Here is a 25,416-nt window from a genome sequence, read left to right as displayed (position 1 = left end):
AAGTCCCCCGAAAGCTATCGATGCCTTCGACGGGACTTTGTGAATGGTCAGGGCGCTTTCCCTTCTTGTGAAGGCTGCGTGTCGGCATTCAAGGTGCGCCTGATCGGCATGTTGCGAAACACGTTGTGAATGGCCTTAAGCAGAGTTGGCCGCGAACTCTCGTGCTGCGAAGCGGTTGTGCCATTTTCGCCTGAAGCTGAGATCGCGATCGCCAGCATTGCCGCGAGATCTTCGGCCATTTCGGGCCGGGCGAGCAACAAGGGGGCGAGGCTTTGCTGGTCTATTTCGTAGACCACGACATGGGTCATTGCCTGCAATGTCGACGTCTCGGTCATACCGGCGAGCAGACCCGTCTCGCCGAAGAAGTCGCCGGGCGCGAGACGGCCCGTATCCTGTATGCGGGTATCGCCCTGGCCAAGTTGCCGACCGATAACGCCTGATCGAACGATCATGAGAGACGGCAGCATCTCGCCCTGTCGCGCTATGATGTCGCCCTTTCGATAGGTGCGAACCGAACTCGTTGCGGCAAGGGCCTCCTGCTCGTCGTCTGTCAGCGTCGAGAATATCGGAATGGCTCTCATGAGGTCGATTGGGGTAACGCGCGACGGCATCGCCGTCTCTTCGGCCGGCAGGTTGCTCATGGCAATGGAAGAGGGAGGCGCCGCCAGTAGCAAGCCAGCGGCCTTGGCATGGCGATAGACGCGATCGAAGACTTCGTTTCGCGCCGTGATCCGCTGGCCAACATTCGCGACGTGAACGAGCAAGGCGACCTCGATCGCCACGGCATTCAAATCCCGAATGACAACCAGGGGCGGCGGCTCCTTCAGGATGGAGTTACAGCTCAGCAAGGCCGTGCTCATCACGTCCGCCACGACAGAGGGCATCTTCGTGGGCGCCAGTCTTATGGCCAGAGAAAGTCCATGGCTTTCGTCTGGCCTGGTCACATTGGTCAAGCCAAGTTTGGCTAGAAAGCTGTTGGGGAGCGCCACGACATTGTGGGCCCAGGTGAGCACTTGGGTCGAGCGCCAACTGGTCTCCACGACTCGGCCTTCGGTGCCGTCGCTCAGAACGATCCAGTCTCCAAGCACAAAGGGGCGGCCGAGGTTTAGCGCGATACCCGAAAATACGTCACTCAGCGTATTCTGCAGGGCTAGTCCCAGGATGACGGCAAAGACGCCCGACGTGGCGATGAGCGTTCCGACCGGCACGCCAAAGACGAAGGCGAGAACCGACAGCACCATCCCGACATAGACCACGCCGACGACAAGGTCCTGCAGGAGGCGCGCCTCGCGTGGCTTCCCCTCGACGACGAGAAAGATGCGGACGAAGCCGATCAGCGCCCATGCGAGGTGAACCCACCAGAGCACTTTCGCCGCTCCGAAGAGTATCGCCTCCGCAGTTGTCTCACTGCCTCGGCTTAACTCGTAGGGGACAACGGCCCCGTCCAGAAGGAGAACCGACATCGTAAGAAAGAAGGCGATCTGAACGATCAGCCTCGTGTTGGTGAGGGCCTGTGGAATGAGGTACCAGACGATAATTCCGGTGGCACCCACGAGAACCATATAGAGAGGGGGAGCGCTCGACCAGTCCATGACAAACCCGCTTCGACCGAAGCCTCAACCAATGCGTCCAACCCTGAGCGAACCGCGGTCGGCAGAGGCCCTGCCGCGCGCTCGATTGTGATCACGACAGCCACAGCCTCGACTAGGGCGTCTGGCCATCCAACCTTCCCGACCAGGATCGCTGTCCATCCTGTTCTTCTCGAGGACTGCTTCGGTAATCGAGCCCGGCAAGCGCCGCGGCTTCTCGATCATGCCCAATAGCGGCATGACGACCAGGAAGAACGCGAAATAGTAGAGGGTCGATACCTGCATTGCCGGGACGTACCAGCCCTCAGCCGGCTTGGATCCGAGCCAGCCGAGAAAGATCGCATTGGCTACGAACAACCAGAAAAGCCGCTTGTACCAGGGACGATAGACCGCCGAGCGCACCTTCGATGTATCGAGCCAAGGAACGAAGAACAGCACGGCAATGACGCCGAACATGGCGAGCACGCCGCCGAGCTTCGAGTCGATCGGCCCTACGTTGAAGGTGATGGCGCGCAGGATCGCGTAGAACGGCAGGAAGTACCATTCAGGCACGATGTGGGCCGGTGTCTTCAGCGGGTCAGCGGGGGCGTAGTTATCCGGGTGCCCGAGATAATTCGGCATGTAGAAGACGAAATAGGTGAACACGACAAGGAAAATCAGGGCTCCGAACGCGTCCTTGACGGTGGCGTGGGGGGTGAAGTCCACGACGTCGGTTTTTGACTTCACGTCGATACCGGTTGGATTGTTCTGGCCGACGACATGAAGAGCCCAGATGTGCAGCGCCACCACGCCGGCAAGCATGAACGGCAGAAGGTAATGCAAGGCGAAGAAGCGGTTGAGGGTGGGATTGTTGACTGCGAATCCGCCGAGCAGCAACTGATGGATCCTGTCCCCGACCACCGGGATAGCTGTAAAGAAATTGGTGATGACCGTAGCGCCCCAGAACGACATCTGCCCCCACGGCAGCACGTAGCCCATAAAGGCCGTCGCCATCATCAGCAGCAAGTTGGTGCAACCAAGAACCCACAGCAGCTCACGCGGCGCCTTATACGATCCGTAGTACAGGCCGCGCGAGATATGGGTGTAAACCGCGATGAAGAAGAACGATGCGCCGTTTGAATGGAGATAGCGCAGCAGCCAGCCGGAATTCACGTCGCGCATGATTTTTTCGACGGAATTGAACGCCAGCGTGGTGTCGGCCGCATAATGCATGGCCAGCACGACGCCGGTCACGATCTGCGATGCCAGCATCATCGTCAGGATGCCGCCAAACGTGTAGGCGTAGTTCAGGTTGCGCGGAACGGGATAGACGATGAAGGAATCGTGCACCAGCCGCGGTAGCGGCAGGCGGGCGTCGAACCAGCGTCCGACCCTGGTCTTGGGCACATAAGTCGAATGTTCACCGCTCATCGCATCGCCTCTGGTTCGTTGGCTGGTATCAAGATCGGCCAAGACTCCTCGCCCCGCCGCCGTCCGCTGCAGGCGGAGCGAATTTCACCCGCGATCTCGATAGGTCTTGGGGGAGATGGAAACTCTGACCCCGTTGCGTGTGTAAATTCGCTCGACCTTCGCGCGAGCAAGTTGCTCACCGCTCTCGTGCCTCGCCGGCTCTGATGCGTCGACCCCCCAGAGCCTCGGGAGGATTTGCAGCACCTTCGAAAGGGCCAAACGCAGTGTCATTTCGGCTTCTCCTTCTGTCGGGCTTCAGAGGACCGAACGATGCCAAGTTTTCCCAGGTGCAAGCCATCGTGCCGAGGACGCGTGCGTTCCATACCTTGGTCTATGGTTCCTCAACGAACGACTGGGAGGGATTGTCGGGGAGACATGCTTGCGTGCCAACGATTGCGATCGCAGGTCGCGGTCTGGCCAGGTTCGATTTTTGCCTGCTCGAGGGACGTCGATTGCGGAAACCGTGCAATGGCGAATGAGTGGCGCGGAGCCCTCACACTTTTGATTTGAGAGACCAATTCAGAAAAGTATGAACCTCGGATGTGGGGACCGGAGTTCGGTCGCGTCGCTTCCGAGCCAAAAACAGGACACTCGGCCTCTTCCGCTACCGCCGGCTTATCGAACACAGTCCGGCGATCTTTGGGCGGTCTGCGTATGGTCAGGCTCAGTGCCGCCCGCTGCGGCCGGCGGTTTGAGCCGCCCGATCGGGAGGAAGATCGAGCAGCCCAATTCGGTTTGTCTTGCGGACTAGCGCCCCCAAACGCCCTGTCCGTACTTGTCGTTCGGCGGCACGGGCTTTCGCACCGCTTGCCCGACGTCGTGTCGGGCACGTCCGCCGACCATCCCGGTCGAGGAGGTTTGCGACTTATCCGAGGCTGTCGCGTTCTCCGACCCATAGTGGTCGCTGCCGGCGAGGGCGGTTCCCAGGGAAACAAGAACAGAGGCGGCTGCAAGCGTGATGAGCTTCATTATCCTTCTCCATATTGGACTGTGCGCCAGCATGATACGGAGCGGGTGAAGGCCGGACGATCAGACGACCGGTTGGTTGGACCCATACGGAAGCATCGGATGGCAAGCGCCGAAGGTGAGGAGATGATGCAGCTATGGATCGCCGGATTTGCGTGTTCCTGCAGGTGCTCGGCGCCGCGCCTGATCGCCCGAAAAGCGGCCGTTTTCGGTTTCGGCCCCAAACCAGTCGCACTCATGCCGTGGGATAGAGACACTGCTTGCTCGGAAAATTAGTCCTCCTGCCGATCCTTCGGTTCGCCAGACCATACGAGATCATACGAAGGATATGGGTTGGCTAACCATCCGCTAAGCCATTGAGTTTCCTTGGAAGTCGCACACCCTCCGGGCCTACCATAACCTTTGATTATTTTATTGCGAAAAACACGGCTTCAGCACCTCGCTAGTTCGTGGCAGAGTCGGCTAAGCGGGCCGCAGTCCCGAATACTGCGCCTCTTGGCGATTTGCGATCGAGACGATCCAGGCGCGAAGCTCCGCGCCATGGGGCTTTTGCAGCGCCGATCGATCCCAGGCAAGGAAATAGGGATCGGGCAGTCGAAGTGGCAGGTTGAACGGCACAACCAGCCGACGGGAGGAAATGTCGTCCCTGGCCATCGACAATTGCGCCAGCACGAAGCCGCGGCCGTTAATGGCTGCGTCGATGGCCGCGCTCGACAGCGAGAATGCAACCTCGCCCGACGTCTTGCGGTATTTCGCGCCGATGCTTGTTGCCCACTCGCTCCAGGTCGGCGGCGAGCGATGCTCGCGTGCCCATTCGATTGCCAGCAAAGGCCGTTCGAGAATATCGACCGGCTTGCGCAGCGGCAGTCGCTCTAGCAGCGCCGGCGAGCAGGCCGGCACCACCCAGTCGGTGAACAGTTCGACATAGTGGTCGTAGTCGCGATTCTTTGCGCCATAGGAGATGCGAAAGTCGAGCTGCTCCTCGCCGAATCGCGCCTCGGCCTCGGCGCCGATCAGTCGCACCGTCGCTCCCACATGGTGCGCCTGCCAGTCGAAAAGCTGGGGCGCCAGCCATTTGCTGGCGAGCGAGGGCAGGCATGAAACAGTCAGCGCGCTCTCAGTGCGCGCCCGCTCGAGCAGTTCTCCAGCCTCCCGGATACGATCGAAGCCCTCCGACACCGTGGTGTGGTAGAGCCGCCCCCACGAGGTCAGCGTGAGCGTCCTGCCACGTCGCTCCAGGAGGTGTATGCCAAGCACTTCTTCAGCCTTGCGGATCTGCTGGCTGACAGCGCCGGGCGAAACGCCGAGCTCCTCGGCCGCGCGCGTAACGCTGCCGAGACGTCCGAAGGCTTCGAACGCCTGTATCGCGCGCAAGGGTGGCGGGGTCTTCACGACGGCTGCTTCCGGATATTTGTTTTAGTTTTTCTAAAATACAAGCCAGCTGCAAGCACTTTTTGCGTCGCAGCAGCGACACTAGAACCTTTCCCGAAGGACGGGTGTCTCAGGGGAGGAAGCGGTCATGTTTCTCAGGAATTGCTGGTATGTTGCCGCGTGGGATCACGAGGTCGGCCGCAATCAACTGAAGCCGGTCAAGGTCCTCGGCGAAGACATCGTCCTGTATCGCAAGACCAGCGGTGTCGTAGCTGCGCTCGAGGACGCCTGCCCGCACCGCAAGCTGCCGCTGTCGATGGGGCGCATCAAGGGCGACGATGTCGAATGCGGCTATCATGGCCTGACCTTCGACTGCACCGGCACCTGCACTCGCGTTCCCGGCGCGGAGAAGATCCCGCATGTGGCACAGGTGCGCAGCTATCCGGTTGCCGAGCGCTACGGCCTGCTCTGGGTCTGGATGGGCGACGCGGCCAAGGCCGATCCGGCCAAAATCTTCCAGGTCGAGCATTGGGACGATCCCGCGTGGGGCGTCAATCGCGGCGAGTCGATGATGCTTGAATGCAACTATCTCTACATGACCGACAACCTGCTCGATCCCTCGCACGTCGCCTGGGTTCACCAGAGCTCCTTCGGCAATGCCGCCGCCGAAGAAGCCCCGCTCGAAACCACCGTCGGCGAGGATGGCGTCACCGTCTGGCGCTGGATGGTCGACGTCGAGCCAGCGCCGTTCTACGCGCCCTACCTCAAATTCTCCGGCAAATGCGACCGCAAGCAGCATTACGAAGTACGCTATCCCAGCCACGCCATCATCAAGGCGATCTTCGTGCCGGCCAACACCGGCGGCGAGGGCAAGCCCTACCATGAGGATGTCTTCCTGATGGACAGTTACAACTTCATGACCCCCGTCGATGAGAACCACACCAGGTACTACTGGTTCCAGATGCGCAATTTCGCGCCCGACGACGAGGAGATCTCGCGCCAGTTCGCCAAGTCTGTGCGCGGAGCCTTCGACGAGGACCGCGTGGTGCTCAATGCCGTGCACAAGGGCATGGCCAACATGCGGACGCCCAATCTCGACCTGAAGATCGACGTTGGCCCGCTGCGCTTCCGCCGCAACCTGGCCCGGCTTATCGCGGCCGAGGAACAGCAGCTGGCAGCCGCCGAATGAACGCCTACAGCGCCGCCGTCAGCGCACGCCGGAGCGGATTTCGCGAACTCAAGGTGGTGGCCAAGGTGCGTGAAAGCGCCACCATCACCTCGTTCCATCTGGAGCCGGTGCAAGCGGAAGGCTGGCGGCCTTTCGAGCCAGGCCAGTTCCTCGTCTTCCGCATGCCCGTCCAAGGCGGCAACGACTTCGTGCTCAGGAACTATAGCGTGTCGTGCTCGCCGCGGCAGCAGGGCAGCTACCGCATCACGGTCAAGCGCGAGGCAGCTCCGAACGGCGATGTGCCCGACGGCGTCAGCTCCTGCTATCTGCACGATCGTGTCGAGGTCGGTGACGTCCTTTTGGCGGAGGGGCCGCGCGGCGACTTCGTGCTCGATGGCGACAGCAAGCGGCCCGCGGTGCTGCTCAGCGGCGGCGTCGGGTTGACGCCGTTGGTCGCGATGCTGCTTGCGCTGGCCGCCACGGAGCGGAAGGTATTCTTCGTCCACGCCTGCGACAACGGCGACGTGCACGCCCTGCGTGACGAGGTCGAAGCGGTGGCCGCCTCGCGGCGGGGCATCACGGCGCATTTCTGCTACCGCTGCCCGACCGGAGAGGACAAGGCCGCAGGCCGCCACCACAGCGAGGGCGTGGTGACGCGCGAGCTGGTGCAGCGGCTGCTGCCGCTCGACGACTACGACTTCTATCTCTGCGGCCCTTCGCCCTTCATGCAGGCCGTGCACGGCCTGCTGCGTGGGCTCGGGGTGCCTCGGCAGCGCATCGCCTACGAGTTCTTCGGCCCGGCGACCGTGCTGGAAACACCGGCCGAACCGGTTCGCGTAACGCCGCCACCGGCACCGGCGGCGGTTCCTGCGGGAGCCATGACGGTGGAGTTCCGCAAGTCGGGCCGCACGGCCGTCTGGGACCCGACCGCCGAATCGCTGCTCGCTTTCGCCGAGGACCAGGGTCTTTCCCCCGATTTCAGCTGCCGTGCCGGCATATGCGGCAGTTGCAAGTCGCACCTGGTTTCAGGCGAGGTCGCCTATTTCGAGGAGCCGTTGGACGAACTGGCCTTCGGCGAAGTCCTGCTGTGCTGCTCCAAGCCAAGAGGATCAGTTGTCCTGGACCTTTGACGGGATGGAAGCCCGTGACAGTACGCACTCCCCTTGAGAACGGAAGCATCGGCGTGGATAAATCAGCCAAAACCGCTTCGCAAAATCGCCTGGCATTCAACCCGAATGTCGCTGCCCTGCCGCCCTACAATGCCGGCATGAACATCGCGGTCGCCCGTTCGATCTCGGGCCGCGACGACATTGCGCGCCTCGCCAGCAATGAAAACCCGGACGGATGCTCGCCGGCCGTCCTCGCGGCCCTGGCCTCACCGGCGCTGGAGCCGTGGCGTTACGCCGATCCCGCCTGCGCAGCCCTGCGCGCTGCCTTGGGGCGAAAGCTTGCGGTCGAGCCGGACACCATTGTCGCCGGCAACGGTTCGGAGGAGCTCATCGCCGCTGTTTCGCGCGCCATGCTTGTGCCCGGAGCAAGCGTGGTCACGGTGATCCCGAGCTTCGGCCTGCATGAGATCGAGCCGCTGGCGCAGGGCGCGGTCGTCACCAAAGTGGCGATGACCGACGACCTCGGCTTCGACCTCGCCGCACTCGAGCAGGCCATCGCCACTCGTCCCCGCGTTGTCTTCCTGTCCTCGCCATGGAATCCCGTCGGCCCGGCGCTCGACCGGAGATCGCTGCAGCGGTTGATCGCGGCGGTCAGGCCGGGCACGCTGTTCGTGCTCGACGAAGCCTATTTCGAATTCGCCGACGACTCCTGCCCCGACGGACTGGAGGTGTTGCGGGAGAGCGACATTTCCTTTGTCGTGCTGCGCACCTTTTCCAAGGCCTACGGGCTGGCGGGGCTGCGCGTCGGCTATGCCGTCTGTTCCGACGCCGAACTGGCGCGCGTGGTCGCGGCTGCCAAGACACCCTTCAATGTCAATGCCGCGGCGCAGGCCGCGGCCATCGCGGCGCTCGGCGACGAGGCATGGATGCAGGTATCGGTCGCACGCCTGCGCGGCGAACGCGCACGCGTTGGCGCTGTCCTCGAGGACCTCGGATTCCAGGTCGCGTCCTCCCAGACGAATTTCCTGTTCTTCGATTGCGGCGGCGACAGCGCGACCCTTGCAAGCGCCCTGCTCCAGGAAGGCATCATCGTCAAGGCGTGGCGCGAAAAGGGCTATGAAACCTATCTGCGCGCCACAATCGGCGCACCCGCCGACAATGACCGCCTGATCGGCGCGCTCGCAAGGATCGCGCGCCAATGAACGGCCAGCGCGTCAGCCGAGCCGGATTGCAGCACGCGCCCGCGGCAGTCCCGCATGCGCTTCTTGACGACATCCGCGCGGTCGTCGGCGCGCGTCATTTGCGCATGGGCGCGGCCGCCGATATCGATCCAGGCGCCAACCCCGAGAATCTCGGCGCCGGCATCATCGTCGCCCCGGCTTCGACTGATGAGGTTGCCGCGGTGATGCGCCTGTGCAACCGGCACGGCGTGCCGGTCGTCGCCCAGGGCGGACGCACCGGGCTGGTCGGTGGCAGCGTTTCCGAACCCGGCGAGATCGTGCTTTCGCTCGACCGGATGAACCGCATCGAGCGGCTGGACGCCCTCGAGCGCACGGCCGTCGTCCAGGCGGGCGCAGTCCTGGAGGCGCTGCAGCAGGCGGCGGCCGAGCATAGGCTTGAACCGGGCATCGACCTTGCGGCGCGCGGCAGCGCCACCATCGGCGGCATGATCTCGACCAATGCCGGCGGCGTCATGGCCTTCCGCAACGGTGTCATGCGCCACCGGGTACTCGGCCTCGAGGCGGTCCTGGCCGACGGCAGCGTCTATCGCGACATGACCCGGGTGGTGAAGAATGCCGCGGGCTATGACCTCAAGCATCTCTTCATCGGCGCGGAAGGCACGCTCGGCATCGTAACGCGCGCGGTGCTCAAGCTCGATCCCACCCCGCGCGCGACGGCAACGGCGCTGTTCGGCCTGCCATCTGTCACGGCGGCGCTGGACCTCATCCGCCTGGCGCTCGACAGCGAAACGGGCCAGCTTCGCGCGGCCGAGGCGCTGTGGCGGTCGTTCATTGGTCTCACCGCGTCCGCGCGTGGCTGGTCGGAACCCGACTTTGAGCTCGACCGGCCGATCTATCTTCTGCTGGCGCTCGGCGGCGGGCGCGAGGAAGCGCTGCGCGCGCAGTTCGAAAAGCTCTTCGGCGATATTCTGGAGCGCCATCCTGAAACGACCGGCATCGTCGCCGGCTCGAAGCGACAGGAAGAGGCGCTATGGGGACTTCGCGAGGACACCGACGTCATCTACCGAGCCCACGCGGCAGCGCCTTCCTACGACGTGTCGGTGCCGCTTTCGCAGATCGACGGATATGTCGAGAGGATCCTCGCGGGGCTGGCCATTATCGACCCTGAACTGAAACCTTACGTCTTCGGGCATCTCGCCGACGGGAACCTGCATATCGTGCTCAACCGCCGCGGGCCCCTGCCGCAGCCACTCGCGGCGGCGGTGGAGGCGGTGCTCTACGCCGATCTTGCCGCCCTCGGCGGTTCGTTTTCGGCCGAGCACGGGGTGGGTTCCAAGCGCATTCACTCGCTGATCGCTACCGCCGACCAGACCAAGCTGAGGCTCATGAGGCGTGTCAAGGACACGCTCGACGGCCATTCGCTGATGAACCCGGGAAAGGTGTTGTCCCTTGCCTCGCTGCCCGCCAACGACAGCAACCAGAACGGAGCAGAAACCCATGCGTGATGTAGCCGCGGCGCGCTCCTATTCGGTCGGCTTTGCCGAACTTCGCCAGCGTTTCCGCAACGCCGCCCAGCGCGCCGGTGCCGAGCTGACGGAATATGTGCATCCCCTGCACGGCCCGGCCGGCGAAGTGCTGGCCACCGATGTCGCCTTCATCGGCCGCCGCAGCGCGCCCAGGCTGATGGTGCTGATCTCGGGCACGCATGGCGTCGAGGGCCAGTTCGGCTCGGCCTGCCAGACGGCCTGGCTGGAGGAGAACACACCGTGGCGGCTGCCGGACGATACGGCAATCCTCGCCGTCCACCTCATCAACCCCTGGGGCACGGGCTGGTCGCGACGCGTCAACGAGGACAATGTCGACCTCAACCGCAATTTCATCGACTGGCAGGCCGGCGCGCCGAAGAACGAAAAATATGCCGATCTTCACGCAGCGCTGGTCTGCCATGAATGGGAAGGTCCGGACCGCGTCCGGGCCGACGAGGCACTGGAAGCGGCGAGGAAGCGGCTCGGCGGCCATGCCGGCATCGCGCCCATCGTCGAGGCGGGTCAGTACCAGTTTCCGGACGGTCTGTTCTATGGCGGTGCCGGACCGGTCTGGTCGAACCGCACGCTCAACGACATTCTGACCACATTCGCCGCACGGGCGCGTCATGTCGTGGTCTTCGACATGCATACCGGCGCCGGGTCCTATGGCTATCCGGCCCTGCTCTCGGTCGCCGAAAGCGAGCATGACGGGTTGGCGTGGGGCAAATCCGTGTTTGGCCCGGCGCTTTCGGTGGTGCTGACCGGCCGGGACGCCAAGACCGACACCGGCATCGCCGCCACCGCGACCGGCTATGTCTCGGCGGCCGTGCGCAAGGCGATGCCCGATGCACGCGTGCTGCCGCTGGTTGTCGAATGCGGTACGCTCGACGGCGCCGCGGTCATGGACGCGGTGCAGGCCGACAACTGGCTGCACCTCTATGGCAAGGTCGATTCGCCGCTCGGCCAGCGCATCAAGGCGACGTTGCGCGCCGCCTTTATCCCTGAGGATGCCGATTGGCAGTGGAACGCGTTGGCCACCAGCCTGCGCTATTTCGATCGTGCCTTGGCCGATCTCAAGGCCGTGGACGCTGCCAACGAGGGCAGGCCGCAACCGGTCGCGGTGACCAGCATCGTCCAGCCGCACCCGGCGGCCGCGGCGGTGCGGCCGCCACCGGCGGTCGAGGTGCTCGACCTCCACAAGCGCTTCGGCCAGGTCGAGGTGTTGAGCGGCGTCAACCTTTCGGCAAGCGCCGGTGAGGTCGTGTCGATGATCGGCTCATCCGGTTCCGGCAAGAGCACCTTCCTGCGCTGCATCAACATGCTCGAGCAACCCAATGGCGGTCGCATCATCGTCGATGGCGAAGAGATCAGGATGAAGAAGACCTCGGACGGACGCGCTCATCCGGCCGACATGCGGCAGGTCGAGCGCATCCGAGCCCGCGTCGGCATGGTGTTCCAGAGCTTCAACCTGTGGCCGCACCTGACGGTGCTCGAAAACATCATCGAGGCGCCCGTTCACGTGCTGAAGGAGCGCCGCGACGAGGCGGTCGAGCACGCTCATGCGCTGCTGAAGAAGGTTGGCCTGTCCGACAAGCACGACCAGTATCCCGGCCAGCTGTCCGGAGGCCAGCAACAGCGGGCTGCCATCGCCCGCACTCTCGCCATGCGGCCCAAGGTCATCCTGCTCGATGAGCCGACCTCCGCGCTCGATCCCGAGTTGGTCGGCGAGGTGCTGCGCGTCATCCGCCAGCTCGCCGAGGAGGGCAACACCATGATGCTCGTGACGCACGAGATGCAGTTCGCGCGCGAGGTCTCGCACAAGATCCTCTTTCTCCACCGCGGCAAGGTGGAGGAGGAGGGAGCGCCGGCGGAGCTGTTCGCCAATCCGCGCTCGGAACGCCTGCGCCAGTTCCTGGCCCGGACGCTCTGACCAGGGCGCAATCAAGGAGCAACAGGGCGCAAGCCCGATGCACACCACAAACGTTCAACAATGGGGAACTCAATGAAACTGAAAGTCTTGTCACTGCTCGCCTTCCTCGCCGCGGGAATGAATAGTTCTTTCGCAGCGGGCGACCTCGCAATCGGTACCGAAGGCGCCTATCCACCCTGGAGCATGGCCGATGCCTCCGGCAACGTCACCGGCTTCGACGCCGATGTCGGCGCCTTGGTGTGCGCCAAGCTCGAGAAGAAATGCCACTTCGTCGTGCAGGCCTTCGACGGTTTGATCCCGGCGCTGAAGGCCAAGCGCTTCGACGTCATCATCTCGGGCATGTCGATCACCGCCGAGCGCAAGAAGGAGATCAACTTCAGCGTCGGCTACGCTGAGCTCGCCAACATGTTCGTGGCGCCGAAGGACTCCGACCTCGCCGGCATTAAGGACATCGACACGCTGCTCAAGTCGCTCGACGGCAAGAAGGTCGGCGTGCAGGCCGGCACCACCCATGCGCATTTCCTCGAAAAGCGCGTGCCCAATGCCGACCTCAGGACCTACGACACGCTCGACCAGATGCAGATCGACCTGGCGTCCGGCCGCGTCGACACCGCCTTCGCCGATGCTTCGGCGCTGCAGGACTTCCTCGACAAGCCGGACGGCAAGAACTTCCAGCTCGTCGACGTGAAGATCCAGAGCACCTTCGACCCATCACTGGGTGAAGGCATCGGCGTCGGCATCGCTCAGGACAACACCGCGCTGAAGGCCGACATCGACAAGGCGCTGTGCGAGCTGGTTGCCGACGGTTCGATCGGCAAGGCCAGCGAGAAGTGGTTCAAGTCGGACATTTCCCGTCCTTGCAAGTAAGAACCCGGAGGCGACCGTCCGCGCGACCAGGCGCGGGCGGTCGTCTCGACCCGATCCTGAGACGGCAACGTCCGGGCGAATTGATATCGGAAGGCTTGGGCCTCATGGAATTTGGTCTTTGGCAAGTATGGGAAGGCGGTTGGGTCGGCGCCATCCTGCGTGGTGCGACAATCACTATCGCCGTCGCCATCGCCGCCATGCTGGGCGGCTTCGTCGTCGGCGTGATCTGCGGCCTGATCAAATGGGGGCGCGTGCGTCCGCTGACCTATGTCGTGGACGGCTACACGGCGCTGGTGCGCGGCGTACCGGAACTGCTCATCATCTACCTGCTGTTCTTCGGCTCGGTCGAGTTCGTGGCGCGAGTGGCGGCGGCCTTCGGCTATGCCGGTCTTGCCGACAGCGGCTATGCCTTCGTCATTGCCGTCATCGCCATCGGCTCTATCTCGGGCGCCTATTCCACCGAGGTGGTGCGTGGCGCGCTCGCCGCCATCCCGCAAGGCCAGATCGAGGCGGCCCGTGCACTAGGCATTCCCGGGTTACGCATCTTCCGCCGCATCATCCTGCCACAGATGCTGCGCATCGCCATCCCCGGCATGAACAATGTCTGGCAGGTCACCATCAAGGACACAGCCCTTGTCTCGGTGGTCGGCCTTCAGGAGCTGATGCGCACGGCTTTCATCGGTTCCAACACAACCCGCCACCCCTTCATCTTCTATCTCATCGCGGCGATCGTCTATCTCGCGATCACACTGATCAGCCAGGCCGGCATCGACCAGGCCGGACGTGTGCTCAGGCTCCGCTCAAGAAAGTAATCCGATGGACCTCGAACTCATCCAGCAGGCGGTTCCGGTGCTGTTGAAGGGGCTGAAGGTCACCGCCATCCTCACCTTCCTGTCGGTGCTGATCGGCTTCAATCTCGGCCTTGGGCTCGCCATCATGCGTCTGTCGTCGAACAGGCTCGTTTCCGGCTTTGCTAAAGGCTACAGCACAGTCTTTCGCGGCACGCCGCTGCTGGTGCAGATTTTCCTGTTCTACTACGGCCTCGGCCAGCTCTCCTTCGTCAAAGACAACGCGGCGCTGTGGTGGGTGGTGAGCGATGGCGCGCGCTGCGCGGTGCTGGCGCTGGCGCTCAACACCGCCGCCTACACGTCGGAGATCTTGCGCGGCGGCCTGATGTCGGTGCCGGCGGGGCTCGTCGAGGCAGCGCAGGCCTGCGGCATGTCGCGCGCCTTGCGCTTCCGCCGCATCGAGTTTCCGCTCGCCATCCGCCAGGCGTTGCCTGCCTATGGCAATGAACTGGTGCTGACCCTGAAAGGCACCAGCCTTGCATCGACGATCACCGTGTTGGAAGTCACGGGTTACGCCAAGCGGCTGATGAGCCAGACCTTTGCGGTATTCGAGATATTCGCCATTGCCGGCGCGTTCTACCTGGCGACCAATCTGCTGCTGATCACCCTGGTGCGCCTGCTGGAGCGCCATCTCAATCGCCACCAGACACGGTGAAGCGACTACGATTGCGGAATATCAGACTGCAGTTGGCCAACGGTCGGCTTTCTGGCCGACTATCCTGAAGGCGGACGTTCTGCTTTCGTGAAGAGTTTCGGGCGCCGGCAGGCGTACGAAAGTCCCCGAGGAAGGAACCCGCGGGCCGCAGGCGGTGAGCTATGGGGATTTCGGATTTCGGCAGATGTCGGCGATGACGCGACCGCCGTCGGGAAGCTCTGGGGCCGAAGCAGCAGTTCCCCCCGCCGCTTTTGAGCGGTCCTATCCTGGCTAGCGGTCGTTAGTGGCGGACCATACGGAACAATACGGGAAGGCTTCCGATTTTTGCCCGCGAAAAACGCAATAAAGTCAATAACTTCAGTACATCCTCCGGGCCCACCAACAACTTAACTTATTGATTTTATTTAATTTTTTGACTTGTGCTGATCGCGCAGTTTGGACTCGAACCCCCCTCGGTCACCGAGAAGCGGAAGTCCATAGGGGGCGCGCTGCAGGCTTCATGGTCGACACGCGAGGCTTGCGTCGTGGCGACACAAAATGACCCAGTTCCATGAAAACGCGTCCTTGCCGAACCGGAAGTTCTGACCCGTTGCTGACCTTTCTGACTACCCGACGAAGGTCCGGCATGGATGGGATCCTGCAGTTCAGCATGGTCGCTGAAGCGACTCAATCGCGCCAGCAGCGCTCCCGCGCGCCGCACGTCTCACGCCGTACCTAAATAGGCAGCTATTCCCGTACCTCCGCCTTGCACAAACTATCATGGAGGTGGTGCTGTTCACTGGTCAATTGATTTACCCGCGCGAGCGGCGCATACTTCGAGCATGGGATATGTCTGCTGCCCTGGTAGATCGCTGAACTCAGAGCGGCGATTGGGAGTGTTGGGTCTGTCTCGAAAGGCTTTGTGTCGCCTTATTCTGGCGCCAACGCTTCTGGCGCTGTTTATAGGCCTGCTCGCTGTGCCCAGTCTGGCTCGCGCGAAGGATTTGATCAATCAGTCAGACGGGATTGCGATCCGGGGCTATGATACGGTCGCCTATTTCACCGATGCCAAGGCGGTCAGAGGATCGGATGAGTTCAGCTACACATGGCTCGGCGCCACTTGGCACTTTGCCAGTGCCAAGCACCGTGATCTGTTCGCGGCCGATCCGGTCAAATATGCTCCTCAATATGGCGGGTATTGTTCGGACGCCATGGTCGATGGGTCCACGGCCAACGCCAACCCCGAGGCGTGGCGGATCGTCGAGGGCAAGCTCTACCTCAATGCCTCGCAAGAGGGGCTGCTGGAGTGGGAAAGCCATGCTGGCGAGGAGATCGAAAAGGCCGATTCCCAGTGGGGGGTCATCAAGGCCCATCTGACCGACTAGCCGAATACTATGGCTTGCGTTGGATTTGAAAGCTACTTCACTCTACTGTAAATCTATAGATACCGCGGGGACTTGCGTACATGTACTCGTCCCACCTTGAGGGCGTTCCAACGGGATTTCGGTATACACCGCCACAATGCTTGCGGTCCATGAGCACGGCCTCACTTCGCAGGCAAAGCGCGTTCCCGTCTACCCAAGCGCTACCTGTTAACAGATTGCCTTGATCACGGTATGCAAGCGTCCCGTTCTGGCTAACCTCCTGCACGAACTGACCAACGTGAAGGCGCTGGCCTTTCCACCTCCGGCCGAAGGTCAAGGCCGTGACCTCGCTGGCGTTGAGACGGAGTTCCGGCTGTCCGCGGTAGCCGTACGGCCACTCCGACACCCCTGCCTCCCGCAGGGCGTCGATCAACTGATCCAGGTCCTCCTTGCGCTTGAAGTGCGAATACTGCACCCGAAGGAGTTCAAGGTTTACCGTGTCGTCGACCGTGAGCATTTCTCGCACCGTGGCGCGCGCTTCGGCAGGCCGGCCGAGCTTGACGTAGACCGCGGCTATTGTCTCGAGATAGCGCACGCCGCCCTCGCGAGCCTTCTCCAGCTCTTGTAGCGCTCTCTCATAGTCGTGATTGTAAAAAAGAACCCAGCCGAATTCGGCGCGGAATTGCGGCGGGGGGTTCGGATCTGTCCGGAGCGCAGCTTCCATCGCTTCCAACGCTTCGGAATGTCGCCCCGCGAAGGTCAGGGCGCCGGCGAGATAAGCATAACCCTCGGCGTTGTTAGGCTGGAGCGAAATGCCTTGGCGTGCGGAGTCGATGGCTTGATCATGTCGGCCGTCCGCCGATTGCAGAGTGCTCAAGATGAAATAGGGCCTCGGGTTCTCGGCATCCAGTGCCAGTGCCCGGCTGGCAGACTCGTAGGCCTCCTTGCGAGCGACCGGGATCGGCCTGACAGTTTCGAGTTGATAGAGCCAGACATCGGCAACGATCCGGGCATAGCCGGCATAGGCGTCGGCGAATTTCGGATCGAGCGCGATCGCCTTCTGGTACAGTGCGAGAGCCTTGTTCTGGGTCGTACCCCAACCGCGGCCCAGTGTTTCAGCCTGCAGATAGTAGTCGTAAGCCTCGAGGTTGTCGGTTGGCGGCTTGCGCAGGAGCTTGTTTCTTTTTTCTTCGGGTAGGTCCCGCTCGTAGCCGAGGAGCCTTGCTGCGATGCTCGCAGTCAGTTCGTCCTGGACGCCGAGGACATCATCTGGGCTTCGGTCGAAAGTCTCCGACCAGACAAGGCGTTTGTTGGTGGCCTCGACCAGCTGTGGCTTGACGAGAATCCTGGCCCCAGAGTCTTGCAGGCTGCCTTGGAGGACGTAAGTGACGCCGAGATCACAACCGACCTTCGCGACGTCGACAACACCACCCTTGTAAATCCGGGTGGAGTTTCCCGCGATGACAAAGAGGTCGCCTAAACGCGACAGATTCCCAATGACATCCTCGCCGATCCCCTCGGCGATGCGCAACCGCTTCGGATCCTCGCCGACATAGTCGAACGGAAGCACCGCGATCGATGGTTTCTCCGGTGCCAAAGCGCATGTGGGTTCGCGCCAATATCCGTTCCAAGTGACTGCGGCGGCAATGATCGCCAATACGAATGCGGTCGCCGCAGCGAAGGACCATCGTCCAAACCTGCGTATCGGCCACCTGAGCGGCTGCGGTCGTGCCGCCCTGCCGTCGAGCACCACCCGATACATCGCCACAGGCTCGGCAATGTTCTTGACGCGATGCTCGCCAAGCGACTCAAACTGCAACGGGAGCTTGTGTTTCACAGTTTCGGCGACGGTCCGAGACACGCAGATGCCGCCCGCCTCGGCTACCTGCTGCAGCCGTGTAGCGACGTTGACCCCGTCGCCATGGCGATCCTCGCCTTCAACGATCACGTCGCCCAGGTTCACGCCGATGCGCTCGAGAATGCGCTGATGCGTCGGGACGTCAGCGTTACGCTCCGCCATGCCTCTTTGAAGGACGACAGCACACTCAACCGCATCGACGACACTGCCGAACTCGGCCAAAAGGCCGTCGCCCATCAGCTTGAAAATGCGGCCATTGTGCTTTTCGATCTCAGGCTCGAACAGTTCCTTGCGGTGCGCGCGCAAGCGCGTGAAGGTGCCCGCCTCATCTTGCTCCATAAGGCGGCTGTACCCGACCACGTCCGCGGCGAGGATTGCGGCGAGCCGGCGTTCCATTGCAGGTTGCCCCCGGCGATTACGACGCGCCGAATCCTAGGGCCAAAACGGTTCGATAGCGAGTCTGCTTCGGACCAACTCGCCATCTGAGTTCCTCGAAGGAAGGTTGACGATAGGCCGGATTGTGACGCTCGCGAGATTGCCTATGTCGGGAAGTGGCGCGATCGCGTCGTCGCGCAACGCGAAGATGTGATCCATTCGGGACGTCTTGCCTGCGATGACATGAAGGCAGGAACTGGCACGAAGTCGGCATAGGCGGCAGCTGATTCGGCCGACAACGGTTACGGAACGATCCGGGAAGGATGTCTGAGTTGTGCCCACGAAAAGGGCTATGAAACCAACAACTTGAACACACCCTCCGAGCCCACCAAAACACTCATTTAAAATATTGATTTTATTGGTCTATTTTTTCTTTGCCCACGCCATGGACTCGAACCCCCAAAACCAAAGTTGAAGCGGATTGCATCCGAGAACGTTTTTCGGACCCGTTGGGAAGTTGGCGTTGGGTCATTTTGGATTGCCGATCGGATGCTTGATATGCGCGACTTAACCCATAGCGCATCTACGTCGAGAGGAATGACTGCTTTGCGCCTGATTGCGGCCGTTGGGGGCGCATTTGCCGCTTACTGAAAGCCGACGTCGCAAGCAGCTATGCTGCCTGACCGGTTGCCCCATTGGCGACCTTTAGCACCGCTCTCCAACCTCAGGCTTCTTTCTTTGGTCAGCCACGATGGGCGATTGTGCATGTCTCGTCTAGGTGACCTGCATGGGGACCTTTTCAATCGACTTAAGTCCGAGAGCTTCGGATACGTGATTGTCGGAGCATGAGCGAGGTTGAGGACGCGTTCGCGATAACGATCGATGTACACTTGGCGCTCACCATCGCTGATGCGCGCTGGCGCGTGCACAAGAAAAGGCTCGATCACCGTGAAGCCGACAAAGTAGAGCGTCCCGTGATTAATCGGAAATAAGATCTCGGAGATTGGGCCGTTCAGGCCGCGGCTGGAATAGATCGGCGGCGGTCCGCCGATCGTGACGGAACACATCGCGCGCTTTCCTGCGAAGACGCCGCGGTCATACCATTTGCCGCCACCGTAGATGCGCCCTCCCGACGCGAACACTCGGTCTACCCATCCCTTGAGGATCGCTGGCAGCGGGGGCAGGCCGGCTGCGGACGCACGCCTAAGCGAGCGTCGAGCAAGATCGCGAATGCTCACAGCCCGTTCCTTGAAATCGTTCGCGTCGAGGGTGCCGGCGATCGGCGCTTCTTCGGACCGCTGCGAACGCTTCGTCTGATCGCACGCGACATTCCCGCCGCCAACCCAGCCGCCGTACTTGAAACCGTGTCCTGCTCCTCCACCTTTATTAGAATGGTGCCATTTTTTCCGAACGTGGGAGCGCCGGGAGCGAACCTGCAGGCCACAGATAGGTCAACAGAGCAAATCGCCCTGCTGGTCGTCAGCCTTGACCAGCAGCTTTGATGGAGTCGAGCGCCTTCTTCTTCGCTTTCAGCTGAAGGGAGATGGAAATGGCAAAGGTCGTTTGCGTCCTCTATGACGATCCGGTCGACGGATATCCGACAAGCTACGTGCGGGATGGCCTGCCGAAGCTTCAACGCTATCCGGGAGGCCAGACGCTTCCCACACCGAAGGCCATCGATTTTCGGCCGGGAGTCCTGCTCGGCAGCGTGTCTGGCGAACTGGGCCTCCGGACCTTTCTCGAGAGCCAGGGTCACAGCCTGGTGGTGACCTCGAACAAGGATGGTCCTGACAGCGTGTTCGAACATGAGCTCGCGGATGCCGAGATCGTGATCTCGCAGCCTTTCTGGCCCGCCTATTTGACAGCAGAGCGCATCGCCAAGGCATCCAGGCTGAAGCTCGCGATCACCGCCGGCATCGGGTCCGACCATGTCGACCTCCAGGCCGCGATGGATCGCGGCGTCACGGTTGCCGAGGTGACCTATTGCAACTCGATCAGCGTGTCCGAACATGTGGTCATGATGATCCTCGGTCTCGTGCGGAACTACATCCCTTCCTACCAGTGGGTCGTGAAAGGCGGCTGGAACATCGCGGACTGCGTCGCGCGTTCCTATGATGTCGAGGGGATGGACATCGGTACCGTCGGCGCCGGGCGGATCGGCAGCGCGGTGCTGCGCCGCTTGAAGCCATTCGACGTCAAGCTGCACTATACCGATCGCCATCGGCTTCCCGAGGCGGTTGAGAAGGAGCTTGGCGTCACTTTCCACAAAACGGCGGCGCAAATGGTGCCTGTCTGCGATGTCGTCACCATCAACGCGCCGCTGCATCCGGAGACGGAAAACCTCTTCGACGAGAAGATGATCGCCAAGATGAAGCGCGGCGCTTATCTGGTGAACACCGCACGCGGCAAGATCTGCAATCGCGACGCGGTCGCCCGCGCACTCGAGACCGGCCAGCTTGCAGGCTATGCCGGCGACGTCTGGTTCCCGCAGCCTGCGCCTAGAGACCATCCTTGGCGGTCGATGCCGCATCACGGCATGACGCCGCACATCTCGGGGTCATCGCTGTCCGCCCAGGCGCGCTATGCCGCCGGCACGCGGGAGATTCTGGAATGCTGGTTCGAAGGCAAGCCGATCCGCGAGGAATATCTGATCGTCGACGGCGGCAAGCTCGCCGGCGCCGGCGCGCATTCTTACAGCGCGGGAGACGCGACGCGCGGTTCTGAAGAGGCGGCACATTTTAAGACCTGATCGAGGGCCGGCGGTTCCGGACACCATCCGGACCGCCGCGAGCTACGGAGGCGCCAGTCGCGGCCGATTTGAGACCCGCTGTGATGGCCGACTGACCCCTCTGGGAACAATGAAAAGCAACAGCTCAGCGCGCCGGTCGGCGTCAGAACCTCACGCCGCATTACGCGGATTGCCTAGCTTCGTGCCGGCGGTTCGTGAATTATGCTACAATACCATTCTATGAGCAGGTTTTGCCCTATTGAGGCGAGCAGCGCGCATTTGTACCCGCCGCGAGTGATGCCACCACCGAAGCCTTTGAATCTGCCACAGTCCTTCATAAAGTTTCTCCGCAATCCGCTGCTGACCATTCCCGAGTCCGTCTACCGCGAGCCTCTAGCCGCCATGCGCGGCCCCCCTGCCATCGTCTGGGTGACGGATCCGGCCTTAGTTAAAATCGTACTGGTCGACCACTGCGATGACTTCCCCCAGGACCCGCTCCTGCGGCGTGTGCTAGGTGGCTTGTTCGGCAACAGTATTCTGACGTCGGAAGGGCGGGACTGGCGCTGGCAGCACCAGATAGTAGCGCCTCTCTTTCGATATGGTGAGATCGTCCGCTACGTACCCGCCATGGTCGCGGGTGCGGAGTCGGCGATCAAAGCATGGAGCGCTGCACCGCCAGGCTCAACCCACGCGATTGATGCCGAGATGCTGCGCGCGACGTACCATGTCATCTCCAACATACTTCTGCCGGGCGGCGGCGCCCGCATTGGCGAAACGATGAAACGGGGAACCGCCGACTATGTCGAGGGGATTTCCTGGTCGACGGCCTATGCGGTGCTCAGCTTGCCGCTCTGGCTGCCGCGCCCTGGTCGCCGCCGCATGCGCTATTGGGAGACCCGTCTTAGGGCCGTTGTTGCCGATATGATTCACGCACACCATACTTCGCCCGACGATCGCAATGATCTCTTGACCCGGCTGCTCAGCGCGGTCGACCCGGAAACCAGCCAGACGATGACGGAAGAGCGGCTTGTCGACAATCTTCTAACGTTTCTTTTGGCCGGCCACCACACCATCGCCATGACGCTGACCTGGACGCTTTATCTCCTGTCACGTGCCCCGGAGTGGGAAGCCCGCGTCCTCGAGGAAATCCGGCAGGTCGTGCCCTCCGGCCCTGTCACTGGGGAGCACATTGACAAGCTGGTGACTGTCCAACAGGTGTTGAAGGAGTCAATGCGGCTCTATCCGCCGCTGCCTGTAATGACGCGCTACTCGGCAAAGGATGCTGAGCTAGCCAGCGAGCACATCAGGGCCGGCACGCTTGTTGGGTTGCCGATCTACGTGATCCATCGCCACCGCAAACTGTGGGATGACCCGGATCGGTTCGATCCGTCCCGCTTCACGCCAGAGCGTGAGGCCAGTTATTCACGCTATCAGTTCATGCCGTTTGGTGCCGGCCCTAGGATCTGCATCGGTGCTGCCTTCGCGCTCATAGAGGCAACAGCTATGCTGGCCACACTAGTCCGCGCCGCTCGTTTCGAAAGCACACCCGTGCGGGAACCCATGCCGGTCTGGCGCGTCGTACTACTGCCGAAGGATGGCATGCCGCTACAGGTAACGATACGCGATCGAGTCGGACGCTAGAGAGACATCCGATACTTGTCCTTGTCGAACGCTTAGAGCGTCATGCCCTTGGCGTCCGTGTAGATATTTCTGGTGGGAGTCTTCGTGGTCATCGCCGGCTCCGCTGCAAGTCGCCAGCGGCCATGAGAACCGCTGCGATTCCAAATCCTTATAGTTATGGTTGGCGATCAAACGGAGCCTGAGACAAGGCGTATGATGTTGCTCTCGGCGATATCTGATACGGGCGTTGCCGAACCAGGGCGGCCATTGTGCCCTAGCCCCGACTGAAAGTCAGGAACGCGCACAGACCCCTGGGCATTGCCGATCCAGTGGCCGGTTTCCTCTAGGAAGTCGCTTTCACGTGAGTCCGAGCCGGACAAGGTGGCGAACGACTGGCGAGAACATCTCCTGGCCAATGTAAGCACCGACATTCGTCCGCTCGAAGAGTGTTTTGGCGAGGGTAGGATCTTCGACGACGGGAATACCGGCCTGGCGTGCCTGAGCGGCCATCTCGTTGGCTGCGTGGTCCCGGCCCTTGCCGACGATCGTTGGCACGGGCGTTTCGCCCTTGATGTAGCGAAGCGCCACAGCGCGGTCGCCGGACACAAAGACGATGACCGCGTTTACGACGCCGAGCCTCGCGGGCTGCATCACCGCCTCGCGCCGCTGCCGCTGCTGCTCATGCCGGATCAACGGATCTCCCTCGAGATCCTTGTGTTCGCGCTTGTACTCGGTGGTGGTCATGCGCATGTCGCGCAGGAACAGCCAGCGCTGAATGGGGACGTCGATCAAGCCGATAACGATAAAGGCGAGGGCGGCCGCCACTCCAAATGGCGTCAGCATCGCCTGGACAACCGGCTCGAGACATGAAGATCCGCAGCCTGGCGCATCGAAGAGCGGCTGAAGCCATGCGGTCAGGATGAGTACGAATAGGCTCGCCAGAAACACCACCTTGACCAAGCCCTTGGTGAACTCGATGACGTTGCGGAGCGACAGGATCTTCTGCAGGCCCTTCGCCGGATTGATATGATCGAATTGCGGTTTGAGCGGCTCGAACGAGAAGACCGGCCCGAACGTCCCCAGCATGCCGAAGACAGTGGTGAGTGCCACGACGATCGCGACCATCGGCAGGGTTATGAGCATCAAGGTCCAGAGCCAATGGCGCATGGCTCGCATGCTGACCTCCGCGAATGTGCTGCCGGGCTCCGTCACGATCCGCACCAGCTCCGAAACGTGCTCGACGAGCATCGGCCAGGCAAAATAGAGGTAGGCAAGAGCTGCAAGGAGCGTGAAGCCCGAAACCAGGTCGCGGCTCTGTGAAACCTGACCTTTCCGCCGGGCGTCGCGAAGCTTCTTGTCGGATGCCGGTAATTTCTTTTCCTCAGCTTCTTCGGCCATGTCGCAATCTTATCGCACTGGTGTGGTTCCAGCCGGCCGGCGTCCTGTGTAAGGTGAGGCGGGCTTGAATACGGAGAGGTGGATATGCGGCAGCATGTCGTATTCTTGCCAGTCGTCGTCATGCTGGCATTGACCGGTTGTCAGACGACCAAAACCGATACCGACAAGGCCAAAGCCCAGGCTCCGTCCTCGCAGTCGGAGCGCTTGATCAAGCTTGCGGACGATATCGACGCGCGCGGAGACAGCGATACCGCAATCGCGCTCTATCAGCGCGCGGCGGCGATGCCGGACGCCAAGCCGATCGCGCTGGTCAAGGCGGGCGAGGCCTACATGCGAGCTGGCTATCCTGACCAGGCCGCCAAAGCCTATCAGGCGGCGCTTGCCAAGGCTCCCAATGACGGGCAGGCCATGCTCGGGCTTGGCTCGGCGATGATCGAGACGGGTGATGTCGATGCCGGCATGCGCGCCCTCGCGCAGGCCGCGCCGCTGGTCAATACCAGCAGCGCCTACAATCGGCTTGGCGTGGCGCAGACATTCGCGGGCCAGACCGCGGAGGCGCAAGCGACCTTCGCGCAGGCGTTGAAGCTTGCGCCGGGCGATCTCGATATCGAGACCAACATGGTGCTGGCGGCCGCGCTCGAGGGTAATTCCGCCGCCGCGCGTCCGCTGGCCCAGAAGGTCTCCGCCGCACCCAACGCGCAACTGCATCACAAGCGCAATATCGTGGTGGTGTATGGGCTTCTTGGTGAAGAAGACCAGGTCAAGGCCTCGCCGCCGATCGGCCTGACGACCAAGGAGGTCAGCACCTTGCTCGCGCGTGCCAAGGCCATACGGGCGAAGGGCAGCACGCAGGCGAGAGCAAAGGCGCTCGGCTCTATCCTTGGCTAGCTGATAGGACCGCGAGGCCCGAAGGGGTTTTCTGTCGGGCCCGTTGCGAAAGCAAGTAGCGGGAGCAGGGCCGGGCGGGCAAAGCCGCATCTGCCGTTACTCGACAGGGAGTGTTGTCTGCGGCGTCGGTGGCGCGCTGTTGGCTCCGCCGGTGGGAGCTTCTTCACCGTCGAGGTAGCGTCGCGCTGCCCTCGCGCTCGGCGCGGCCGCCGCTTTCCCCATCTGCCGGCCCTCAACCAGGTCCCGCTGGCTTTCGGCCATGCGTTGGAGGTTGTAGGCGTTAGCGCAGCCGGCCGGCAGGTGGGAGCCGACGCCCGAGACGATCGTAAGCTTGGTCGCGGCGGGCGTGTTGTCGTCATCGGCCGGTTCCGCCAGACATGCGTTCGGAGCAAGGACGGAGCCAGCGACGCCCTTCTCGGAACCGCCGGTATCGGTCGAAACATAGCTGTAGCCCGGAGAATAATCCTGCGGCTCTCGTGGGCTGTTCATGCAACCCGACAGAAGCAGCACTGGAAGAACGGTGTAGCGAGCAATGGGCGACGTCATG

The 25,416-nt window shown here is 62.2% G+C and carries 20 protein-coding genes; 12 read left to right on the top strand and 8 right to left on the bottom strand.

What is annotated here, in order from left to right; translation table 11 throughout:
- Window positions 1–47: 47 nt before the first annotated feature.
- From AC4FWB_RS22050 to AC4FWB_RS22035, 4 genes are all read right to left on the bottom strand, one after another.
- Entirely contained in the window at window positions 48–1,592 is a 1,545-nt protein-coding gene (locus AC4FWB_RS22050; RefSeq protein WP_491028358.1) for a mechanosensitive ion channel family protein, read from the bottom strand.
- Between the two features lie 24 nt (window positions 1,593–1,616).
- Window positions 1,617–2,999: a cytochrome b gene (locus tag AC4FWB_RS22045; RefSeq protein WP_491028418.1), complete on the bottom strand. Its 1,383-nt coding sequence runs from the start codon at window positions 2,997–2,999 to the stop codon at window positions 1,617–1,619.
- A 786-nt stretch (window positions 3,000–3,785) separates the two neighbouring features.
- Window positions 3,786–4,007, bottom strand: coding sequence for a DUF680 domain-containing protein (locus AC4FWB_RS22040; protein ID WP_491028357.1), 222 nt, complete (start codon window positions 4,005–4,007; stop codon window positions 3,786–3,788).
- Between the two features lie 459 nt (window positions 4,008–4,466).
- On the bottom strand, window positions 4,467–5,396 hold the full coding sequence (locus AC4FWB_RS22035) for a LysR family transcriptional regulator (RefSeq protein WP_491028356.1): 930 nt from the start codon (window positions 5,394–5,396) through the stop codon (window positions 4,467–4,469).
- Between the two features lie 127 nt (window positions 5,397–5,523).
- On the opposite strand from AC4FWB_RS22035, the gene AC4FWB_RS22030 reads away from it, so the two are divergent.
- The 9 genes from AC4FWB_RS22030 (at window position 5,524) to AC4FWB_RS21990 (ending at window position 16,023) form a co-directional block, all read left to right on the top strand.
- Window positions 5,524–6,564 (top strand): aromatic ring-hydroxylating dioxygenase subunit alpha, encoded by a 1,041-nt coding sequence (locus AC4FWB_RS22030; protein WP_491028355.1) that lies wholly within the window; start codon window positions 5,524–5,526, stop codon window positions 6,562–6,564.
- Window positions 6,561–7,673 carry a 2Fe-2S iron-sulfur cluster-binding protein gene (locus AC4FWB_RS22025; RefSeq protein WP_491028354.1) on the top strand — a complete coding sequence of 371 codons (1,113 nt, stop codon included), beginning with the start codon at window positions 6,561–6,563 and terminating at the stop codon, window positions 7,671–7,673. The genes AC4FWB_RS22030 and AC4FWB_RS22025 overlap by 4 nt, the downstream gene beginning before the upstream one ends.
- Before the next feature lie 53 nt (window positions 7,674–7,726).
- Window positions 7,727–8,854 carry a histidinol-phosphate transaminase gene (gene hisC, locus AC4FWB_RS22020; protein WP_491028353.1) on the top strand — a complete coding sequence of 376 codons (1,128 nt, stop codon included), beginning with the start codon at window positions 7,727–7,729 and terminating at the stop codon, window positions 8,852–8,854.
- Window positions 8,851–10,338: an FAD-binding oxidoreductase gene (locus AC4FWB_RS22015; protein WP_491028352.1), complete on the top strand. Its 1,488-nt coding sequence runs from the start codon at window positions 8,851–8,853 to the stop codon at window positions 10,336–10,338. Before hisC ends, AC4FWB_RS22015 begins: the two co-directional genes overlap by 4 nt.
- Window positions 10,331–12,289: a DUF2817 domain-containing protein gene (locus AC4FWB_RS22010; RefSeq protein ID WP_491028351.1), complete on the top strand. Its 1,959-nt coding sequence runs from the start codon at window positions 10,331–10,333 to the stop codon at window positions 12,287–12,289. Before AC4FWB_RS22015 ends, AC4FWB_RS22010 begins: the two co-directional genes overlap by 8 nt.
- 72 nt (window positions 12,290–12,361) lie before the next feature.
- Entirely contained in the window at window positions 12,362–13,156 is a 795-nt protein-coding gene (locus AC4FWB_RS22005; RefSeq protein WP_491028350.1) for a transporter substrate-binding domain-containing protein, read from the top strand.
- Between the two features lie 104 nt (window positions 13,157–13,260).
- Window positions 13,261–13,968 (top strand): ABC transporter permease, encoded by a 708-nt coding sequence (locus AC4FWB_RS22000; RefSeq protein ID WP_491028349.1) that lies wholly within the window; start codon window positions 13,261–13,263, stop codon window positions 13,966–13,968.
- Window positions 13,969–13,972: 4 nt separating this feature from the next.
- Window positions 13,973–14,659 (top strand): ABC transporter permease, encoded by a 687-nt coding sequence (locus tag AC4FWB_RS21995; RefSeq protein WP_491028348.1) that lies wholly within the window; start codon window positions 13,973–13,975, stop codon window positions 14,657–14,659.
- Between the two features lie 875 nt (window positions 14,660–15,534).
- A complete protein-coding gene (locus tag AC4FWB_RS21990) occupies window positions 15,535–16,023 on the top strand; it encodes a YHS domain-containing (seleno)protein (RefSeq protein WP_491028347.1) in 489 nt (162 codons plus the stop codon).
- Between the two features lie 37 nt (window positions 16,024–16,060).
- Here AC4FWB_RS21990 and AC4FWB_RS21985 read toward each other — a convergent pair whose 3' ends face one another.
- Both AC4FWB_RS21985 and AC4FWB_RS21980 read right to left on the bottom strand, forming a co-directional pair.
- Window positions 16,061–18,256, bottom strand: coding sequence for an adenylate/guanylate cyclase domain-containing protein (locus AC4FWB_RS21985; protein ID WP_491028346.1), 2,196 nt, complete (start codon window positions 18,254–18,256; stop codon window positions 16,061–16,063).
- Window positions 18,257–18,879: 623 nt separating this feature from the next.
- Window positions 18,880–19,473: an NAD(P)H-dependent oxidoreductase gene (locus tag AC4FWB_RS21980; RefSeq protein ID WP_491028345.1), complete on the bottom strand. Its 594-nt coding sequence runs from the start codon at window positions 19,471–19,473 to the stop codon at window positions 18,880–18,882.
- 311 nt (window positions 19,474–19,784) lie between these two features.
- Here AC4FWB_RS21980 and AC4FWB_RS21975 point away from each other — a divergent pair, with 311 nt between their 5' ends.
- Window positions 19,785–20,984: an NAD-dependent formate dehydrogenase gene (locus tag AC4FWB_RS21975; protein ID WP_491028344.1), complete on the top strand. Its 1,200-nt coding sequence runs from the start codon at window positions 19,785–19,787 to the stop codon at window positions 20,982–20,984.
- A 276-nt stretch (window positions 20,985–21,260) separates the two neighbouring features.
- Complete coding sequence (locus tag AC4FWB_RS21970) at window positions 21,261–22,604, top strand: cytochrome P450 (protein WP_491028343.1); 1,344 nt, start codon at window positions 21,261–21,263, stop codon at window positions 22,602–22,604.
- A gap of 336 nt (window positions 22,605–22,940) precedes the next feature.
- Here the strand turns inward: AC4FWB_RS21970 and AC4FWB_RS21965 are convergent, their stop codons facing one another.
- Window positions 22,941–23,981: an EscU/YscU/HrcU family type III secretion system export apparatus switch protein gene (locus tag AC4FWB_RS21965; protein WP_491028342.1), complete on the bottom strand. Its 1,041-nt coding sequence runs from the start codon at window positions 23,979–23,981 to the stop codon at window positions 22,941–22,943.
- Between the two features lie 84 nt (window positions 23,982–24,065).
- On the opposite strand from AC4FWB_RS21965, the gene AC4FWB_RS21960 reads away from it, so the two are divergent.
- A complete protein-coding gene (locus AC4FWB_RS21960) occupies window positions 24,066–24,869 on the top strand; it encodes a tetratricopeptide repeat protein (RefSeq protein WP_491028341.1) in 804 nt (267 codons plus the stop codon).
- A 96-nt stretch (window positions 24,870–24,965) separates the two neighbouring features.
- On the opposite strand, the gene AC4FWB_RS21955 is transcribed toward AC4FWB_RS21960, so the two are convergent.
- Complete coding sequence (locus AC4FWB_RS21955; protein ID WP_491028340.1) at window positions 24,966–25,415, bottom strand: hypothetical protein; 450 nt, start codon at window positions 25,413–25,415, stop codon at window positions 24,966–24,968.
- Between the last annotated feature and the right edge of the window lies 1 nt (window position 25,416).

Source organism: Mesorhizobium sp. LEGMi-168a (genome assembly GCF_058312955.1).
The sequence above is the reverse complement of the archived record's forward strand: the minus strand, read 5'-3'. Positions and strand labels throughout refer to the sequence as shown.

Coding starts and splice junctions, on each gene's coding strand:
- AC4FWB_RS22050 (WP_491028358.1), bottom strand. CDS start 1,592: ATGGACTGGTCGAGCGCTCCCCCTCTCTATATGGTTCTCGTGGGTGCC.
- AC4FWB_RS22045 (WP_491028418.1), bottom strand. CDS start 2,999: ATGAGCGGTGAACATTCGACTTATGTGCCCAAGACCAGGGTCGGACGC.
- AC4FWB_RS22040 (WP_491028357.1), bottom strand. CDS start 4,007: ATGAAGCTCATCACGCTTGCAGCCGCCTCTGTTCTTGTTTCCCTGGGA.
- AC4FWB_RS22030 (WP_491028355.1), top strand. CDS start 5,524: ATGTTTCTCAGGAATTGCTGGTATGTTGCCGCGTGGGATCACGAGGTC.
- AC4FWB_RS22025 (WP_491028354.1), top strand. CDS start 6,561: ATGAACGCCTACAGCGCCGCCGTCAGCGCACGCCGGAGCGGATTTCGC.
- AC4FWB_RS22015 (WP_491028352.1), top strand. CDS start 8,851: ATGAACGGCCAGCGCGTCAGCCGAGCCGGATTGCAGCACGCGCCCGCG.
- AC4FWB_RS22010 (WP_491028351.1), top strand. CDS start 10,331: ATGCGTGATGTAGCCGCGGCGCGCTCCTATTCGGTCGGCTTTGCCGAA.
- AC4FWB_RS22005 (WP_491028350.1), top strand. CDS start 12,362: ATGAAACTGAAAGTCTTGTCACTGCTCGCCTTCCTCGCCGCGGGAATG.
- AC4FWB_RS22000 (WP_491028349.1), top strand. CDS start 13,261: ATGGAATTTGGTCTTTGGCAAGTATGGGAAGGCGGTTGGGTCGGCGCC.
- AC4FWB_RS21995 (WP_491028348.1), top strand. CDS start 13,973: ATGGACCTCGAACTCATCCAGCAGGCGGTTCCGGTGCTGTTGAAGGGG.
- AC4FWB_RS21985 (WP_491028346.1), bottom strand. CDS start 18,256: ATGGAACGCCGGCTCGCCGCAATCCTCGCCGCGGACGTGGTCGGGTAC.
- AC4FWB_RS21975 (WP_491028344.1), top strand. CDS start 19,785: ATGGCAAAGGTCGTTTGCGTCCTCTATGACGATCCGGTCGACGGATAT.
- AC4FWB_RS21970 (WP_491028343.1), top strand. CDS start 21,261: ATGCCACCACCGAAGCCTTTGAATCTGCCACAGTCCTTCATAAAGTTT.
- AC4FWB_RS21965 (WP_491028342.1), bottom strand. CDS start 23,981: ATGGCCGAAGAAGCTGAGGAAAAGAAATTACCGGCATCCGACAAGAAG.
- AC4FWB_RS21960 (WP_491028341.1), top strand. CDS start 24,066: ATGCGGCAGCATGTCGTATTCTTGCCAGTCGTCGTCATGCTGGCATTG.
- AC4FWB_RS21955 (WP_491028340.1), bottom strand. CDS start 25,415: ATGACGTCGCCCATTGCTCGCTACACCGTTCTTCCAGTGCTGCTTCTG.